This is a genomic window from Sulfurivirga caldicuralii (genome assembly GCF_900141795.1).
GTDB lineage: Bacteria > Pseudomonadota > Gammaproteobacteria > Thiomicrospirales > Thiomicrospiraceae > Sulfurivirga > Sulfurivirga caldicuralii.
In genome coordinates, this window is the sequence record NZ_FSRE01000001.1 from 104980 (window position 1) to 121050 (window position 16071).

At 62.3% G+C, this 16071-nt stretch carries 18 protein-coding genes and 2 tRNA genes; 6 read left to right on the forward strand and 14 right to left on the reverse strand.

The genetic code is table 11. The annotated features are described in order from the left end of the window. Window positions 1-3: 3 nt before the first annotated feature. Genes luxS through BUQ81_RS08665 form a run of 4 tightly spaced genes read right to left on the reverse strand, consistent with a single transcriptional unit; the run spans window position 4 to window position 2297 of the window. Complete coding sequence (gene luxS / locus BUQ81_RS00540; RefSeq protein WP_074200456.1) at window positions 4-525, reverse strand: S-ribosylhomocysteine lyase; 522 nt, start codon at window positions 523-525, stop codon at window positions 4-6. Window positions 526-536: 11 nt separating this feature from the next. Next, window positions 537-1409 (reverse strand): glucosaminidase domain-containing protein, encoded by an 873-nt coding sequence (locus tag BUQ81_RS00545; RefSeq protein ID WP_084188161.1) that lies wholly within the window; start codon window positions 1407-1409, stop codon window positions 537-539. Then, on the reverse strand, window positions 1406-1843 hold the full coding sequence (locus BUQ81_RS00550) for a YqhG/Tai3 family protein (RefSeq protein ID WP_074200457.1): 438 nt from the start codon (window positions 1841-1843) through the stop codon (window positions 1406-1408). Before BUQ81_RS00550 ends, BUQ81_RS00545 begins: the two co-directional genes overlap by 4 nt. Next, on the reverse strand, window positions 1833-2297 hold the full coding sequence (locus BUQ81_RS08665) for a hypothetical protein (protein ID WP_074200458.1): 465 nt from the start codon (window positions 2295-2297) through the stop codon (window positions 1833-1835). The genes BUQ81_RS00550 and BUQ81_RS08665 overlap by 11 nt, the downstream gene beginning before the upstream one ends. Window positions 2298-2339: 42 nt before the next feature. Here BUQ81_RS08665 and BUQ81_RS08670 point away from each other — a divergent pair, with 42 nt between their 5' ends. Genes BUQ81_RS08670 through BUQ81_RS00570 form a run of 3 tightly spaced genes read left to right on the forward strand, consistent with a single transcriptional unit; the run spans window position 2340 to window position 4543 of the window. Further along, entirely contained in the window at window positions 2340-3323 is a 984-nt protein-coding gene (locus BUQ81_RS08670) for a FecCD family ABC transporter permease (RefSeq protein ID WP_159432242.1), read from the forward strand. Further along, entirely contained in the window at window positions 3316-4077 is a 762-nt protein-coding gene (locus tag BUQ81_RS00565) for an ATP-binding cassette domain-containing protein (protein ID WP_074200459.1), read from the forward strand. Before BUQ81_RS08670 ends, BUQ81_RS00565 begins: the two co-directional genes overlap by 8 nt. Continuing rightward, complete coding sequence (locus BUQ81_RS00570) at window positions 4070-4543, forward strand: HAD family hydrolase (RefSeq protein ID WP_074200460.1); 474 nt, start codon at window positions 4070-4072, stop codon at window positions 4541-4543. The genes BUQ81_RS00565 and BUQ81_RS00570 overlap by 8 nt, the downstream gene beginning before the upstream one ends. A gap of 7 nt (window positions 4544-4550) precedes the next feature. On the opposite strand, the gene BUQ81_RS00575 is transcribed toward BUQ81_RS00570, so the two are convergent. The 10 genes from BUQ81_RS00575 to BUQ81_RS00620 form a co-directional block, all read right to left on the reverse strand. After that, a tRNA-Leu gene (locus tag BUQ81_RS00575) sits at window positions 4551-4635 on the reverse strand. A gap of 42 nt (window positions 4636-4677) precedes the next feature. Then, window positions 4678-4753: transfer RNA gene (locus BUQ81_RS00580), tRNA-Phe, on the reverse strand. 50 nt (window positions 4754-4803) lie between these two features. Continuing rightward, the gene (gene adk / locus BUQ81_RS00585) at window positions 4804-5454 is read right to left on the reverse strand and encodes an adenylate kinase (protein WP_074200461.1); all 651 of its coding nucleotides are present in this window, start codon (window positions 5452-5454) and stop codon (window positions 4804-4806) included. 48 nt (window positions 5455-5502) lie between these two features. Next, the gene (locus tag BUQ81_RS00590; protein WP_074200462.1) at window positions 5503-5967 is read right to left on the reverse strand and encodes a hypothetical protein; all 465 of its coding nucleotides are present in this window, start codon (window positions 5965-5967) and stop codon (window positions 5503-5505) included. Further along, the gene (locus BUQ81_RS00595) at window positions 5964-6776 is read right to left on the reverse strand and encodes a 2-oxoacid:ferredoxin oxidoreductase subunit beta (protein WP_074200463.1); all 813 of its coding nucleotides are present in this window, start codon (window positions 6774-6776) and stop codon (window positions 5964-5966) included. The genes BUQ81_RS00590 and BUQ81_RS00595 overlap by 4 nt, the downstream gene beginning before the upstream one ends. Beyond that, window positions 6773-8458, reverse strand: a complete 1686-nt coding sequence (locus BUQ81_RS00600; protein WP_074200464.1) for a 2-oxoacid:acceptor oxidoreductase family protein — start codon at window positions 8456-8458, stop codon at window positions 6773-6775. The genes BUQ81_RS00595 and BUQ81_RS00600 overlap by 4 nt, the downstream gene beginning before the upstream one ends. Continuing rightward, window positions 8455-9336: a fructosamine kinase family protein gene (locus tag BUQ81_RS00605; RefSeq protein ID WP_074200465.1), complete on the reverse strand. Its 882-nt coding sequence runs from the start codon at window positions 9334-9336 to the stop codon at window positions 8455-8457. Before BUQ81_RS00605 ends, BUQ81_RS00600 begins: the two co-directional genes overlap by 4 nt. 55 nt (window positions 9337-9391) lie before the next feature. Further along, a complete protein-coding gene (locus BUQ81_RS00610; RefSeq protein WP_234947253.1) occupies window positions 9392-11845 on the reverse strand; it encodes a penicillin-binding protein 1A in 2454 nt (817 codons plus the stop codon). A 121-nt stretch (window positions 11846-11966) separates the two neighbouring features. Then, window positions 11967-12179: a hypothetical protein gene (locus tag BUQ81_RS00615; protein ID WP_234947255.1), complete on the reverse strand. Its 213-nt coding sequence runs from the start codon at window positions 12177-12179 to the stop codon at window positions 11967-11969. A 422-nt stretch (window positions 12180-12601) separates the two neighbouring features. Next, the gene (locus BUQ81_RS00620) at window positions 12602-13462 is read right to left on the reverse strand and encodes a YicC/YloC family endoribonuclease (RefSeq protein ID WP_074200467.1); all 861 of its coding nucleotides are present in this window, start codon (window positions 13460-13462) and stop codon (window positions 12602-12604) included. A gap of 57 nt (window positions 13463-13519) precedes the next feature. Between BUQ81_RS00620 and rph the strand changes: the two genes are divergently transcribed. Genes rph through hemW form a run of 3 tightly spaced genes read left to right on the forward strand, consistent with a single transcriptional unit; the run spans window position 13520 to window position 16016 of the window. Continuing rightward, window positions 13520-14257, forward strand: coding sequence for a ribonuclease PH (gene rph, locus BUQ81_RS00625; RefSeq protein ID WP_074200468.1), 738 nt, complete (start codon window positions 13520-13522; stop codon window positions 14255-14257). Then, entirely contained in the window at window positions 14254-14868 is a 615-nt protein-coding gene (rdgB, locus tag BUQ81_RS00630; protein ID WP_074200469.1) for an RdgB/HAM1 family non-canonical purine NTP pyrophosphatase, read from the forward strand. Before rph ends, rdgB begins: the two co-directional genes overlap by 4 nt. After that, window positions 14865-16016, forward strand: coding sequence for a radical SAM family heme chaperone HemW (hemW, locus tag BUQ81_RS00635; protein ID WP_084188164.1), 1152 nt, complete (start codon window positions 14865-14867; stop codon window positions 16014-16016). The genes rdgB and hemW overlap by 4 nt, the downstream gene beginning before the upstream one ends. The last annotated feature ends 55 nt before the right edge of the window (window positions 16017-16071 follow it).

Below are 16071 nucleotides of genomic sequence, written 5' to 3' on the forward strand. Positions count from 1 at the left end.
TGCCTATACCGGATTGCCCAGCGTGCGTAGCTGCGCTTCGCTCAGCGCCAGGTCTTCATTTTTCATGACGCCGATGCCGCGCTCCAGCACAGTGCGTGCAATGTCCTTGGCTTCGTCCAGCGAGTGCATGCGGTAGCTGCCGCACTGGTATTCGTTCAGCTCGGGGATGTCTTCCAGACGTTCCACCTTGAGCACGTCTTCCATGCTGGCTTTCCAGGCCTCGGCCACGCGCTGCTCATCGGGTGAGCCGATCAGGCTCATGTAGAAGCCGGTGCGGCATCCCATGGGGGAAATGTCGATGATTTCCACATCGGGGCCATTAAGGTGTTCGCGCATGAAGCCGGCGAAAAGGTGCTCCAGCGTGTGGATGCCACGTTCGCCCATCATTTCCTTGTTGGGCTTGCAGAAGCGCAGGTCGAACACGGTAATGGTGTCGCCGCAGGGGGTTTTCATGGTCTTGGCCACGCGCACGGCAGGCGCGGGCATGCGGGTGTGGTCAACAAGAAAGCTGTCAAGCAGAGGCATGGTGTTTTCCTTCAGTATGAGGTGTCAAATCGATTCCATTTATTATGCCGGATCATGGCGGCCAGTTCGCGCGGATAGGCGTCGCCCCGTTGGGAATAATGGTTGAGGGCGGGTGCCAGCGTCTGCCCCGTGAGGGGCTTTTCAGCCTCACGCAACTGTGCGCGCAGCTGGCGCAGGTTTTTGAATGCGCCCCCAGTATTGATGAGGTGAAGGTAATAGCGCACGGCTTCATAGGCATTGTCAAAGCGCTTGACAGCATAGTAACCCTTGCCCTTCTGCGGATGGGCCGGCGGAATGCCGCAGCCGGGTTTAAAGCACCAGATGCCGAAATAGTTGTTGCCCTCGCGGGCGAAGCGGGAGGTGCCCCATGCGGATTCGTTGGCGGCCTGGGCCAGCGCAAGAGAAACGGGCACTGTATCCACCCGGCGCAACAACAAAAGCTGCCAGTCCCCATTGTTTTTGGGGTCAAACGCCTTCACACCATAGTCTTCGGCGAGTCGCTTCAGCCATGTGAGGGAATCATCATCCAGACGCTCGCGCTGTGCATACAGCTGCAATAACCGCTGTCGCTGGGCGCTGACTTCGGCATTGGCGTGCTCGATCAAGGGTTTCATGAACTGCACGAAAGCCTGTTTGCGCGCCTTGCCTTGCAGTGTACGGAAATCCGGCGGAGTCAACTGCAGCGGCGGTTCCTTGTGTCTGGCCACCTGGTCGGTCGGTTTTTCAATGCCCAGCCACCGCCGCAGCAGGTGCGGTCGTTCCACGGGCGGCTTTTTTACGCTCTCTTGCGGCGGCGCGGCTGGTTGAGTGGCGCCATGTGTCAGCCCGAGTGTCAGCAGACACACCAGCAGCAGGGAGCCAATAGTGCGCAGCGGGCGACTCATAGAGAGGTATCCTCAACGGCCTTGTCCAATCGCCAGCCGTTTTCAGTCTTGATAAAGCGATACACCTTGGTGCTTTCCACCCTGTCGCCCGCCTTGACGTTGGGCATGGCCAGTTTCATGGCAGTGAGCGTCAGACCGCTCTGCATTTTCTGCAGCGGTGGCAGTGTGGGGTCGTTTTTTACCGCTTCGATCATGTCATCGATGGACTGGGTCGCTTCCAGCGTCAGCTTGAGCTTGGCCAGATAGGTGTTGTCGTCCGGCTGATAGGCGTTGAGCTTTTTCAGAGCGACCACCTTGAATAGCCCCTGGGTTTCCTGCTGGATGCGAGCATCAATTTTCTGCTGCATTAGCTGTTCGGAGGGTGTGGCATTGAAACAGCCGCCCAGAAGCAGGGCCAGCGGCAGCCATACGATTGCAATCAGTTTATTTTTCATCGGCAGTGCTCTTTTGCACATGCTCAGGCGGTTTGGATTTCAGCAGTGCAGCCAGCACCCATGCCTTTTTCTCGGGGTCAAACTCTACCAGCGCCACCAAATGGGTATCGATCTTGTGCCCCGGCACGGCCTGCAGGCTCATCAGACCTTCGATGCGCTTGCGCCGTTCGATGTCCTTGTCAGCCTGTTTCAGTTGGCTGGCCATATCGCCCTGCACCACGGCCTCCAGATCGACATCGTAAATCTGGTGAAAGGTGTCATTGAGCGAGTGCGCCAGCGGCTTGACCTCGATGCGCGAGAGTTCCAGAAGTCCGCCGTAGGCCTTGTTGAAGCGTTCAGTAATCTGCTGCTTGAGCCATTGTTCGTCGGGCTTATCCGGGGGCGGTGGCACCTGGCTACAGGCGCTGAGCAGGGCCAGAAGCCCTGCAAGGAGAAAGACGATGGGTTGACGCATGGCAACACTTCTTGTGAATGGGAAAACCCGTATTATAGGCGCATGCTTTGTAAAGACGCGAAAGGATGCTGTGTGCTGGCGCTTGGCGCCGTTATGGTCAGCGCGCTGGTGGTGGATCTGAGCGTGGGGCCCCTGTCCTGGTCCCGCCTGTGGCATGGGCTGTGGCAGGGGGACCCACTCGCTTGGCAAGTTGTAGGAACACTGCGCTTGCCGCGGGTGCTGCTCGCTGCCGGTGTAGGGGGGCTGCTGGCCTGGGCGGGTGCCGTGATGCAGAGCCTGTTCCGCAACCCGCTGGCCGATCCGGGGCTGATTGGCGTCTCCGCCAGTGCCGGGCTGGGTGCGGTATTGCTCATCGCCCTGACGGCGGCCAGCGTGTCCATGCAGATGTTGGCGGCCTTCGTCATGGCCGGTGGTGTGCTCTGGGGCCTGTATCGTCTCGGCACGCGCCACGGCGTCACCGATCTGGCGTGGCTGCTGCTGGCCGGCATCGCCATCAATGCCATGGCATCGTCAGGTATTGGATTGAGTCTTTATCTGTCCAGCGATGAGGCCTTGCGACGGGTGACGTGGTGGCTGCTGGGCAGCTTTTCTGCTGCCAGCTGGCTGATGGTGGGGCTGGTTTTTACAGGGCTTTTCGTCTGTGTGGCGGCAACGCCGTGGCTGACACGAGCACTGGACGCCTGGTGGCTGGGCGAGTCGAGCGCGTGGCAGGTGGGTGTGGCGGTGCAGCGAATCAAGCTGCTGTCGCTTGCGCTGGTGGCGCTGGCTGCGGCGCTGGCGGTCGCCACCAGCGGCATGATTGGCTTTGTGGGGCTGGTGGGGCCGCACGTGGCGCGCCTGCTGCTGGGGCCAGGGCACCGCTGGCTGCTGCCGGGCGCTGTTCTGGCCGGCATGAGCCTCACGTTACTGGCCGACGCGGCGGCGCACGCGCTGCTGGCGCCGGGCGAGCTACCGGTCGGGTTGATGTTATCCGCGCTGGGCGGTCCTTTTTTCTTTGCCCTGCTAATGAGGTTGCGCCGTGTTTGAAGTGCGCGAGGTTGTCTGGCCGCGGCGGCTTGGCCATGCCGATTTTTGCCTGCGCCCTGGTGAGTTGATGGCACTGGTCGGCCCCAACGGGGCGGGCAAGAGCTCCCTGCTTGCGCTAATGAGTGGCCAGTATGAGGCCGGTTCCGGGGAAATCCGCTTGAATGGGCAGCCCTTGAATCGCCTTGAACCTGTGGCGCAGGCGCAGCAGCGGGCGTGGTTGCCGCAGCGGGTGACGGTGCCTGTCTCCATGCCGGCGGCCATACTGCTAACGCTCGGCCTGCCCTGGCAACCGGCCGGTGCCGTGGTGGAAGAGGTGGTGGCATTGCTGGAGCTGGAGCCCCTGCTGCAGCGGGATGTGCTGACGCTCTCCGGCGGTGAGCAGCAGCGCTGCCAGCTGGCGCGGGTGATGATTCAGGTGGCCAGCAGTCCATTCCAGGGGCCGCGCTTTTTATTGCTGGATGAAAGTCTGCAGGCGCTGGACATTCGCCATCAGATGCGCGCCCTGCAGGGGCTGAGGCGGTGGTGTCGTGCCGGTTGGCTAGGCGTGCTGTGGGTGTCCCACGATCTGGGACTCGCATACGAGGCGGCGGATCGTTGGCTGCTGCTGCAGCAGGGACGGCAGCAGGGCGTGGCGCCGCCTGCGACGCTGGCACAGGCGATTGATTTGAGTGAGGTATTCGGCTGGCCGTTGCAACAGGCTGAATGTGGCGGGCGGCAACGGCTCTGGCCGCAATGGGAGACGAGGCATGATTGAGATAGAAATTCCGGGCACTGGGGCATTAACCATCGAGCATGTATTGTGCGATTACAACGGCACCTTGGCCGTCAATGGCGACTTGATCGAGGATATTGCGCTGCGTCTGCAGACGCTTGCGGCGCAGGTGGCCGTGCACGTGGTTACGGCCGACACCTATGGCAGTGTGGAAAGGGCGCTGGCTGGTCTGCCCGTGCAGGTGCATGTGTTGCCGTCAGACCATCCGCAGGACCGTGGCAAGCTGGATCTGCTGCATGAACTGAATCCGTTGCATACGGCAGCGCTGGGAAACGGGCGTAACGACCGCCTGATGCTGCGGGCTGCGGTGCTGGGTATTGGGGTGATCGATGCGGAGGGGGCCTGCTTTGAAACCCTGGAAGCAGCAGACATGGTGGTACGCAGTGCGAGCGAAGCGCTGGATCTGCTGATCCACCCGAAACGGCTGGTAGCGGGGTTGCGGATTTAGGTTGAAATGGTGCGGGAGGAGAGACTCGAACTCTCACGCCTTTCGGCACCAGAACCTAAATCTGGCGTGTCTACCAATTCCACCACTCCCGCGGGCAGACAAAAAAGCCGGTTGTGAAAACCGGCTTCTAAAGATGGTGGCCAGGGGCAGAATCGAACTGCCGACACAGGGATTTTCAATCCCTTGCTCTACCAACTGAGCTACCTGGCCGAAAAGATTGGCGCATTTTAGCCAACGCCCTGGGGGCTGTCAACGCCTTTTCAGCCTTCCAGCGCAGCGAGGATTTCCTGCTCCACCTTGTCGATGGTCTGGGTGCCGTCCACATGGATGTATTTCAGTGCAGGATTTTGTTCGGCTTCGCGGCGGTAGTAGTCCACCAGCGGCGCGGTCTGCTCGTGATAAACCGCCAAGCGCTTGCGGATGGTTTCTGGCTTGTCGTCGTCCCGCTGGATGAGCGGCTCGCCGGTGATGTCGTCCACGCCGTCCTGCCTGGGCGGGTTGTACACGATGTGGTAGGTACGCCCGGAGGCCGGGTGCACGCGGCGGCCGGAGAGGCGTTCCACGATCACGTCGTCCGGCACGTCGATTTCGATAACGGCGTCGATGGGCACGCCGGCCGCCTTCAGCGCATCGGCCTGGGCGACGGTGCGCGGGAAACCGTCCAACAGAAAGCCGTTCTTGCAGTCGGGCTGGGTAATGCGCTCCTTGACTAGCCCCACGATGACGTCGTCCGGCACCAGCTGGCCAGCGTCCATGTACTCCTTGGCCTTTTTGCCCAGTTCGGTGCCTTCTGCGATGGCGGCGCGCAGCATGTCGCCGGTGGAGATCTGCGGGATATTGAAGTGCTTGCTCAGAAACTGGGCCTGTGTACCCTTGCCGGCGCCGGGGGCGCCCAACAGAATGATGCGCATGGTGATGCTCCTTTAGCTGATAACTGGCCTATTTTATCAGCTGCGTGATCAGCTGCCTTCCTCGTTCACCGGTTCGGTGTCATCATCGGGGTGTTCGGGCGTGGCGCGGCCGTTTGCTGCAGGCGGGGTGAGGGTCTGCAGCAGGGTTTCCAGCTGGCGCATCAGTTCGGGCTGCTCGGGCAGGTCCGGATGCTGCTGATACCAGCCGTACAGGGCGCGCACCGCCTGCTGGGCCAGTTGGTGAGCACCTTCAGCGTCGATTAGGTAGTGCACGCCATCCATGAACTGGCTGATGCACGGGCAGTCGGGTGCTTCCCAGGGGGGCAGGAGGGGGGCGTGTTCACACAGGGCAAAGAGGTGGTCCTTCTGCAGCGTCAGTCCATCGACCCACTGGGTCAGTGCGGCACTGGCGGCCGGGTTGTGATGAGCCTCAAGGGTATGGGCGGTATCGCGCATCATCGCGAGCAGGTTGCTGAGCAGCAGACGGGCCTGGGCACAGGTGGCATCACTCATGGCTGAAAGTCCTCCTCGAGCTGTTGCAGCGGCACAGGCTCTGCAGTGTCGGGCGTCCACACCGGCAGGTCGGCCTGATAGTAAATGCCAGTGGTGAGGTGGTGATGATTGAGCAGATTGTGCATGGCGGTGCACAGGTCATCGGTCGGGGGTGCATCCAGCGGCTCGGCTTCGTGGCGCCAGTTGAGCTCCTCGGGTCGAAAGGTGACGCATGGGCTGAGCACTTCGATGAAGCTGAAGCCGCGGTGCTGGATGCCGGCGGTGATCAGTTTGCTCAGCTCGGCTGGATTGCCGGCAAAGCCTCGCGCTACGAAGCTGGCGCCGGCGGACAGTGCCATTGCCGCGGGCTTGAAGGGGCGAAGATGGGTGCCCTGTGGCGCCAGCTTGCTTTTCCAGTCGGGCTCGGTGGTGGGCGACGGTTGCCCCTTGGTCATGCCATAGACGGCGTTGTCCATCACGATCAGCGTCATGTCCAGATTGCGGCGGCAGGCGTGCAGAAAGTGATTGCCGCCGATGGCGTAGGCATCACCGTCGCCGGACACCACGATGACGTTCAGTTCCGGATGGGCCAGTTTGGCGCCCGTGGCCAGCGGCAGGGCGCGCCCGTGCAGACCGTGAAACCCATAGGTGTCCACATAGGCGGGCAGGCGCGAGGAGCAGCCGATGCCCGAAAAGATAGCGGTGCTGTTCTTATCCAGCTCGAGCCATGCCAGGGACTGCGTCAGCGCACGCAGCACCATGAAGTGCCCGCAGCCGGGGCACCATACCGGGTGAATGTCGGACTTGTAGTCGTTGGCGAAAGCGGTCATGGTGTCTCCTCCAGCGCGGCAAGCACCTCGCCGGCTTGGATGGGCAGCGGGCCGGGTTGTGCGAAGCTATGCAGCGGCGTATTCAGGTGCCCGCGCAGATAGTGATACAGCTGGGCGCTGTGGTTGTTTTCCAGCACCCACACCTGTCTGGCCTGCGCCAGTCGGGCATCGATTTGTTCAGCGGGCAGGGGCATCAGCAGGCGGGGGCCCAGCACCGCGGTGGGATGTCCCGCTGTGGTGCGCTCATCGGCGACGGCCACGGCGGTAGGCCACAGGCTGCCGATGGCGATCAGCACGGTGTCGGGGTCTTCGGGGCCTTCCCACGCCAGCGCCCGCGCGCCATAGTCAAATGTTTCCAGCTTGCGCTGACGCTTCTCCAGCTGGGCACGGTGGTCGGTCGCAAAGCTGGAGGGCACGCCGCACTCGGTATGTTCCAATCCGTCGGCCACGTAGCGGGCATCGTCCAGTGCGGGCAGCGGCATGGGCGAGACGCCGCTTTCCGTGGGCGCATAGCGGCAGGCCTTGCCGGCCGGGCGCAGGCGTTCAGCCTGCAGGCCGAGGTCGGGAACCGGCTCCACGATGGCGCTGGCCTGCGCCAGTGCCTGTTCCGATGCCACCATGGCCACGGTCTGCAGCCGGTCGGCCAGATAGGCCGCCCACTGGGCGGTGGGGGCAAGGTCGCTGAAGCCCAGTGGTGCGACCACGATATGCGGGCTGTCGCCGTGTGGGGCGAACAGCAGGGTCTCCAGATCCGACTGTTCCGACTTGGTAGGGATACCGGTGGAGGGGCCGCCGCGATTGACATTGATCAGTGTCACCGGCGTTTCGCTGGCGATGGCCAGTCCGATGCCTTCGGTCATGAGCGCCAGCCCGGGGCCGGAGGTGGCAGTGGCGGCCGGCGTGCCGGTAAAGCTGGCGCCGATGGCCATGTTGATGGCGGCAAGTTCGTCTTCCGCCTGAATGAGCACGCCGCTCTGTGTGGGCAGCCGGGGCGCGAGCCACTCCAGCAGATCGGTGGCCGGGGTAATGGGATAGGCGCTTACGAAGCGAACACCGCCGCGCAGCAGGCCCAGTCCGGTGAGCGGGTTGCCCGCCGCTACCCAACGGGGTGTAGTTTGTCTGTGCCAGTTGCGCAGGGGTGCTGACGGGGTTTCGATGAGGGCATGGCCGGCGGCCACCTGCTGCTGGCCAGCTTCGACCACGGCGTCCCCCTTGCGGCTCAGCAGCTTGTGCACCGCGTCCTGAACGGCATCCAGCGGCAGACCCAGTTCGGCGGCCAGTGCACCGGTGGCGACCATATTGATGCGCCCCTTGTCAAAGGTGCGGGCGGTGTCGTTGAGCGGCAGGGCACGCAGGCTGCATCTCTGCAGCAGCTCGGGCGGGTGGGCGTGGCTGTCGTGCCACACCACGGCGTTGTCGTGGAGTGGGACTTCGTCGGCAAAACGTTCGAAGCCCTTCCAGTCCAGCCCCAGCAGCAGATCAAAACGGTCCAGCACCCGCTCGATGGGTGCATCGCTCAGGTAGAGCATGACCGAGGACTCGCCGCCGCGAATCTGCGGGCCGAAGGACTTGAGCATCCAGCCGTAGTAGCCGGCGCGGGCAGCGGCATTGAGCAGGAGGGTGCCTGCGGTGACCACGCCTGCGCCGCCAGAGCCGGTAATGGCAAGGGCATAGGTGTTCACAGCACTTCCGCGAGCAGGGCGTCGATGGTGCGTTCGGCACTGCGGGCGTATCCGCCACCGAACAAATTGAAGTGATTGAGCAGGTGGTAGAGGTTGTAAAGCTCGCGCCGCACGCGATAGCCCTCATCCAGCGGGAAGACTTCGCGGTAGGCGGCGTAGAAATCCCTGCCGAAACCACCGAACAGTTCCGTCATGGCGATGTCGGCTTCGTGGTCGCCGTAATAGCTGGCCGGGTCGTAAATGACCGGTTCGCCATCCTCGGTAAAGGCGCTGTTGCCGCCCCACAGATCACCATGCAGCAGGCTGGGTTTGGGCGTATAGGTGCTGAAAAAAGCGGGCTGGGCCTCGATGAGTTTTTCGCCCTTTTCAAAAAGTCGGGGACCCCCGCCTGCGGCCTGGGCCAGCTTCAGCTGATGGCGCAGGCGTTTCTCGCCGTAGAAATGCACCCAGTCGGTGTCCCAGCCATTGGGCTGCAGCGTATGGCCGATGTAGTTGTCCTCGTCCCAGCCGAAGCAGCCGTTATCGCTCAGGTGATGGTGCATGAGAGCCAGTGCGCGGCCGCGGTCACGTTCGTTGCCCCGGGCGCCCAAGGGGAGATACTCCATGAGCAGAAAGGCCTTGCCGCCCCCTTCTCCAACCGCATAAGGTTTGGGGCAGCGGATGGTATGGGTGGCGTAAATCACCGCCAGGGCGTGAGCTTCGCTGCGAAACATGGGCAGGCTGGCGGGTCGGTTGGTCTTCAGGAAGTAGTCGCCCTCTTCGCAGTGCAGTCGCCAGGCTTCGTGGATGTCGCCGCCACCGACCGGGTGGGCAGAAATGAGGGTCAGCGCAGGGCCGCCTGCGGCCTCGATGGCCTGCACAAGTGCATTCCAGTCCATGGTTTTCTCCCCGGTTGCCTCTTGGGGATTGTAGCCGCAAATGGCAGGGCTGCGGTTACTGGAACAGTTCGTTGATGGTGTGTTCCATCTCCTGCTGGCTTTTCTCGGGCACTTTCGGTGCAAAGGCTTCGCGGAAGAGTTCCATTTTGGTACCCGCTGTGCCGGGTGGGACGGCCTGGCCGGTTTTGGGGTCGATGGGCACTTCCACCAGCCCGGTGGGTTTGGGGAACGGCTGCTCGGGCTGGTCTGCTAGCGCCACGCGCATGTAGTCGATCCAGATGGGCAGGGCGGCGCGGCTGCCGAATTCGCGGCGCCCCAGCGTGGCCGGTTCATCGTAGCCGACCCAGACCGTGGTGGCGACTTTGGGGTTGAAGCCGGAGAACCACGCATCCTTCTGGTCGTTGGTGGTGCCGGTCTTGCCGGCGATGTCGCTGCGGTTGAGCACGCGTGCCCGGCGGCCGGTGCCATGGCGGATCACGTCCTGCATGATGGTGGTCATGATATAGGCGTTTTGCGGTGAAATGACGCGCGGTGCCGCCAGCGGGTCGTCGGCGAGGCAGGGCGCTTCCGGCGAGCAGGCGGTCCTGGGCTGGGCTTCATAGTCAGGCTTGCCATTGAAGTTCTGCACCGTTTCAATGAACCACGGATCGATCAGATAGCCGCCGTTGGCAAAGGTGCTGTAGCCGCGCACTACCTGCCACGGGCTGAACTGAGGCGTACCGAGCGCCAGCGACAGGTCGGCGTGGCGCAGCAGTTCCTCCTTGGGGAAGCCGAAGCGGCTGATATAGTCGATGGCGTACCTGATGCCGATATCCTGCAGAATGCGGATCGATACCAGGTTGCGGCTGTGAGTAAGAGCGACGCGCAGGCGTGTCGGGCCGTAAAAGCGCCCGGAGTCGTTTTCGGGGCGCCATACGTCTTCCAGCGCCTTGTCGTGGAATACCACCGGTGCATCGTTGATGATGGTGGCGGCGGTATAGCCCTTGTCCAGAGCAGCCGAATACAGGAATGGTTTGATATTGGAACCGATCTGGCGCTTGCCCTGCACCGCGCGGTTGAACTTGCTGGCGAAGTAGTCAAAGCCGCCTACTAACGCCAGCACACGGCCGTCGTGGGTGTCGATGGATATCAGTGCTCCCTGCACCCTAGGGATCTGCGCCAGCAGCCATTGATCATCCCGTTGCTCCACGTAGATCAGGTCGCCCACCTTGACCACCTCAAAAGGCGAGGTGGGTGCAGGGCCCTTGTGATTTACATCGATAAACGCAGCGGCCCACTTGAGTGCCGGATCAAAGGGCAGTTCAATCTCTGTGTCGTCCACCAGACGGGCGCGCGCGATCTTTTTGGTGACCTCGGTAACCACAGCAGGTTTGAGATGGCCGGGTGCAGGCAAGGCCTCCAGTGCCTTTTGAACGGCTTCATCATCCACCATTTCTGCGGGGGCAAGATGACCGGCCGGGCCGCGATAGCCGTGGCGGCGTTCGTAGTCGAGCAGGCCGCGGCGCACAGCCTCATTGGCTGCCTGCTGCAGGCGGCTATCCACACTGGTAATAATGGTCAGCCCCATTTCCAACGCTTTTTGGCCGTAGCGTTCTTCCGCCCAGGCACGCGCCATTTCGGCCACATAGCCGGCTTCCACCTCAATGCGTGCGCCGGAGAGTTTGGCGTGCACCGGCTGTGCCATCGCCTCGCGCATTTTGGCTTCGCTGATAAAGCCCAGTTCGTGCATGCGTCGCAGCACATAGTCGCGGCGCAGCTTGGCACGCTCCGGATTGGTGATGGGGTTGTAGGCGGACGGCGCCTTGGGCAGGCCGGCCAGCATGGCGTATTCGTCCAGCGTCAGTTCGTGAATGTCCTTGCCATAATAGGTCTGTGCGGCCGCGGCCACACCATAACTGCGGTGGCCTAGGAAAATCTTGTTGAGATACAGCGCAAGGATTTCCGGCTTGGAAAGCTGGTGTTCGATCTTCAGAGAGAGCACGATTTCGTTAAGCTTGCGCAGAAAGGTCTTCTTGCGCGACAGGAAGAAGTTGCGCGCCACCTGCATGGTAATGGTGGAGCCACCCGATTTCTTGTGCCCGGTGGTGATCAGCTGATAGACGGCACGGGCCAGCCCTTTGGGGTCGATGCCGGGGTGGGAGAAGAAGTTTTCGTCTTCGGCGGCGATGATCGCCTGCGTCATGCGCTGCGGAATCTGGTCGTAGCTGAGCGGGATACGTTTCTGCGTACCAATCTCACTGATCAGTTTGCCGTCGTGGGTCAGGATGCGCAGCGGGACCTGATAGCGCACATCCTTGAGTTCCGATGCATCCGGCAGGGTGGGGTAGATGGTGACGGCGTACCAGCCCACCAGCGAGGCTGGAAGGAGAACGAACAGGACGAGCGCGGTCAGCCACAGCCAGCGCCGTTTCTTGCGCGCAGGCTTTTGGGTCGGTTTTTCAGAGGGGGCTGGTGGCGGTGTTTCGCCGGTGGCGTCGTCCAGCAGCGGTGATTTGGTCGGTTCGGTCACGGGCGCGCCTGCATGCAGAAAAACGGCACGATATTAACGGGTTGGTTGAGGGATGACAAGCCTGCAACGAAAAACGCCCGGCTGAACCGGGCGTTTTGGAACACGATGATACAAGTCGTGCTTAGCTCTTGCTATAGCGCTTGGTCTTGATGTCGGAATACATCAGGAACAGGTTGCCACCCACGATAATGGCAATGGCAGCGGCTACCGCGATCAGGCTGATGATCACTTCCAGTGACTCCGGCAGGATGTCGAAGTAGACACCCCAGATGATCAGGTAGGGAATAATAACGGTGATCAAAACGACCAGCAGGAAGTTGATGAGCTCTTTCATAACGCGCTCTCCAGTTGAGTTGCTCATGGCGCCCGGGGGCGCTCTATTTGGATTCTTGAGCAAAATGTTAACGATGGCGCGGGCGGTTTGCAAATAAAAACTGCCGCAAAAGTTGATACAGGTCAATTTATGGCACGTTTGCAAAGCCGCTGAACGGTCGCGACAGTGACGATTCCGGTTCAAGGCAAGGCCCACCGAACGCAGCATGGTCATTCCATGCGAGTGAGGTGCAACGCCGCATTGGGCCGGAATCGCCTTGTACCTTCGAGTTGCGGCGGGATGGCAGCACCCTTTGCGTCTTGCGTGCTGCTTTTGGCACCATAGAAGGTTGCGCCACGCGCCTTGGGTCTGCTGTCATTACGTCTGCAACGCGAGCGCATTCAGAGGTTTTGCGCAGGTGTCTTATGCCCTGATCCAGGTGCCTATTCGATATTCTGCACCTGTTCGCGCATCTGTTCGATCAGCACTTTCAGCTCCACCGCCGCCTCGGTCAGGCGCATGTCACTGGCCTTGGAGCCGAGGGTGTTGGCCTCGCGGTTCAGTTCCTGCATGAGGAAGTCCAGCCGGCGGCCGATGGGGCCTTCCTCCTGCAGCGCCTCGCGCACCAGCTTGATGTTGGTGCGCAGGCGGTCAAGCTCTTCGGCCACGTCCAGCTTCTGCGCCATCAGAGCCACCTCCTGCGCCAGGCGCTGTTCGTCCACGTCGGCCTGCAACTGCGCGATACGCTCTCGCAGGCGAGTTTCGTAGCTCTTGACCGCTTCGGGTACCACATCGGTCAAGGGCTCGATCAGTTTTTCCATGGCATTGAGGCGTTGCTCAATCAGGGCCTTCAGTGCGGCGCCTTCACGCTCCCGGGCAGCATTGAGCTGCTGCAGTGCCTGCTCGGCACAGGCGGTCAGATCTGCCAGCATCTGTTCACGGTTCAGCTGCGGCTCGGCAATCACGCCGGGCCACTTGAGGATTTCCACAGCGTTAAGGTGGCTGGCCGCAGGCAGGCGCAGGCGCACGTCGCGAATGACCTCGATCAGGCCGTTGAGCACATCGTCGTTGAGGCTGGGACGCTGCAGATGCGCATCCAGCGTGAGGGTGAGGGCGAACTCCACCTTGCCGCGGGCCAACTGGTGTTTGGCCCGCTCCCGCAGGGCCATTTCCAGCTCGCGCCAGCCTTCCGGCAGACGAAAATGCAGCTCCAGATAGCGGTGATTGACGGATTTGATCTCCCAGGTGGCCAGCCCCCAGTCGTAGCTGCACTGGGTGCGGGCAAAGGCGGTCATGCTTTTCATGGCGTGCGGGGTCCCTCGTTATAATTGCGTTCATTCTATATCGAACCGAGGTGAGACATGAGCGAGCAGTGGCAACGGCCTTCCGGGCGTGCGCCGGATGAAATGCGTCCGGTGCAGATTGAGCCGGGCTATACGAAGTATGCGGAAGGCTCCGTGCTGATTAGCGTGGGAGATACCCGCGTGCTGTGCAATGCCAGCGTGGAAGAGCGGGTACCGCCGTTTCTTCAGGGACAGGGTCAGGGTTGGATTACGGCGGAGTATGGCATGCTGCCCCGTTCCACCGGCACGCGCATGCGACGCGAAGCCAGTGCCGGCAAGCAGGGCGGGCGCACGGTGGAAATCCAGCGCCTGATTGGACGTGCTTTGCGGGCCGGCGTGGATCTGACCAGACTGGGTGAGCGTACCATCACCGTGGACTGCGATGTGCTGCAGGCCGATGGCGGCACGCGCACGGCGGCGATTACCGGCGGTTTTGTGGCACTGGCGCTGGCCATTCGCACCTTGCAGCGGGGGGGCAAGCTCTCAGACGCCCCTATCCTGCATCATGTGGCGGCCACCTCGGTGGGCGTTCTGGACGGGCACCCGATCCTCGATCTGGAATACTGCGAGGATTCCATTGCCGAAACCGACATGAATCTGGTCATGACCGACGACAGTCGCTTTATTGAAGTGCAGGGCACCGCGGAGGGCGCGCCCTTCAGTCGCGATGAACTGGATGCAATGCTTGCACTGGGCGCGCTGGGCATCGCCGAACTGATCGCGCTGCAGAAAGCGGTGCTGGAGGCGGCGGCATGAAAGTGGTCTTTGCCAGCGGTAATGCCGGCAAGGTGCGCGAAGTGGGGGAAATGCTGGCACCGTTCGACTGGACGGTGATTCCCCAGACGGATCTCTTTGACGATGAGGCGGACGAGACGGGGCTGACCTTTGTGGAAAACGCGCTGCTCAAGGCGCGCCATGCGTGCATGCGCACCGGCCTGCCCGCCATTGGCGATGACTCCGGGCTGGAAGTGGCCGCGCTGGGTGGGGCGCCCGGCATCTACTCCTCCCGCTTTGCCGGGCCGGAGGCCACCGACAGCAGTAATATCGACAAGCTGCTGGCGGAGCTGGCCGACGTACCTGCGGGCGAGCGACAGGCGAGCTTTTACTGCGCCATGGTGTTTCTGCGTCATGCCGAAGACCCCACGCCAGTGATTGCGCTGGGGCGCTGGAATGGCGAGATTCTCGAGGCGCCGCGCGGCGAAGGCGGTTTCGGCTATGATCCGGTGTTCTATGTGCCCGCCGAAGGGTGCAGTGCTGCCGAGCTGCCGCCCGAGCGCAAGCATCAGCTGAGCCACCGCGCCCAGGCGCTGCACAGTCTGGTGGAGCAGATTCGCACGCTGCAACAGCAGGGGCTGCTCAAGGTTTGAGCGCCCCGCTGATTCCCCCGCCGCTGACGCTCTATGTGCACTATCCGTGGTGCGTGCGCAAGTGCCCCTATTGCGACTTCAATTCCCATACCCAGCGCACCGTGGACGACGCGGCCTATTTTGCGGCGCTGCTGCGCCAGCTGGAGCAGACACTGCCGCTGATCTGGGGGCGGCACATTCATGCTCTCTTTTTCGGGGGCGGCACGCCCAGCCTCATGCCACCCGAGGCGCTGGCAGATTTTCTGTCCCAAGCGCGTGCGCTGCTGGGCTTTGGCGCCGAGGTGGAGGTGACGCTGGAGGCCAATCCGGGCACGGCCGAGGCGGAAAAGTTCGCGGCATTTCGCGTGGCGGGCGTCAATCGCCTGTCGGTGGGCGTGCAGAGTTTTGATGACCGGCAGCTGCAGACGCTGGGGCGGATTCACAGCGCTGCCGAGGCGCATGCAGCGCTGGACATGGTGCGCGCCGCCGGCTTTGACAATTTCAATATTGACCTGATGTTCGCCTTGCCCGGGCAGACGGTGGGCGATGCGCTGGCGGATCTCGAGGCCGCGTTGGCCCATGCGCCTACTCATCTGTCCCATTATCAGCTGACGCTCGAGCCCAATACGCCGTTCTACCGCCAGCCGCCGCCGGGGCTGCCGGACGATGATGTGGCCACTGAGATCCAGCAGGCGTGTGCCGCGCGGCTGCAGGCGGCGGGATTCGAGCATTATGAAGTTTCGGCGTGGGCGCAGCCGGGCAGAGCCTGTCGCCACAATCTCAACTACTGGCGCTATGGCGACTATATCGGTCTCGGGGCAGGGGCGCACGGCAAGCTGACGCTGGCGCAGCGCAACGAGATTCTGCGCACGCAGATGCCGGCCAGCCCCGGCGCCTATGTGGCCGAAATCGAGCGCGGTGGCATGGGGCGGCAGCACAGTGTGCCGCTGACGGAGCGTCCGTTTGAATACATGCTCAACCGCTTGCGGCTGTTTGAGCCGTTTGCTTTGGCCGAGTTTGAGGCGGTGACAGGCGTGTCGCGCGAGGTCGTTCTACCGACATTGAATGCCCTGCAGGAAAAGGGATTGCTGGTGCAGCAGAATGATGCTTGGACGCTCACCGAGCAGGGGCAGGCGTTTCTTAACGATGTAATCGAGGCCTTTCTTTAGCGAGGCTAAACGGCTGGCGGTCATGCCTGCGCAGGACGTTGCAAGCCGGTTTCGA

Bases quoted from the DNA above. Each gene is read 5' to 3' on its own strand.
- BUQ81_RS00605 (WP_074200465.1), bottom strand. From the start codon at position 9,336: ATGGACTGGAATGCACTTGTGCAGGCCATCGAGGCCGCAGGCGGCCCT.
- BUQ81_RS08670 (WP_159432242.1), top strand. From the start codon at position 2,340: ATGCTTTGTAAAGACGCGAAAGGATGCTGTGTGCTGGCGCTTGGCGCC.
- BUQ81_RS08665 (WP_074200458.1), bottom strand. From the start codon at position 2,297: ATGCGTCAACCCATCGTCTTTCTCCTTGCAGGGCTTCTGGCCCTGCTC.
- BUQ81_RS00550 (WP_074200457.1), bottom strand. From the start codon at position 1,843: ATGAAAAATAAACTGATTGCAATCGTATGGCTGCCGCTGGCCCTGCTT.
- BUQ81_RS00590 (WP_074200462.1), bottom strand. From the start codon at position 5,967: ATGAGTGATGCCACCTGTGCCCAGGCCCGTCTGCTGCTCAGCAACCTG.
- BUQ81_RS00570 (WP_074200460.1), top strand. From the start codon at position 4,070: ATGATTGAGATAGAAATTCCGGGCACTGGGGCATTAACCATCGAGCAT.
- BUQ81_RS00545 (WP_084188161.1), bottom strand. From the start codon at position 1,409: ATGAGTCGCCCGCTGCGCACTATTGGCTCCCTGCTGCTGGTGTGTCTG.
- luxS (WP_074200456.1), bottom strand. From the start codon at position 525: ATGCCTCTGCTTGACAGCTTTCTTGTTGACCACACCCGCATGCCCGCG.
- rdgB (WP_074200469.1), top strand. From the start codon at position 14,254: ATGAAAGTGGTCTTTGCCAGCGGTAATGCCGGCAAGGTGCGCGAAGTG.
- rph (WP_074200468.1), top strand. From the start codon at position 13,520: ATGAGCGAGCAGTGGCAACGGCCTTCCGGGCGTGCGCCGGATGAAATG.
- BUQ81_RS00620 (WP_074200467.1), bottom strand. From the start codon at position 13,462: ATGAAAAGCATGACCGCCTTTGCCCGCACCCAGTGCAGCTACGACTGG.
- BUQ81_RS00615 (WP_234947255.1), bottom strand. From the start codon at position 12,179: ATGAAAGAGCTCATCAACTTCCTGCTGGTCGTTTTGATCACCGTTATT.
- adk (WP_074200461.1), bottom strand. From the start codon at position 5,454: ATGCGCATCATTCTGTTGGGCGCCCCCGGCGCCGGCAAGGGTACACAG.
- BUQ81_RS00595 (WP_074200463.1), bottom strand. From the start codon at position 6,776: ATGACCGCTTTCGCCAACGACTACAAGTCCGACATTCACCCGGTATGG.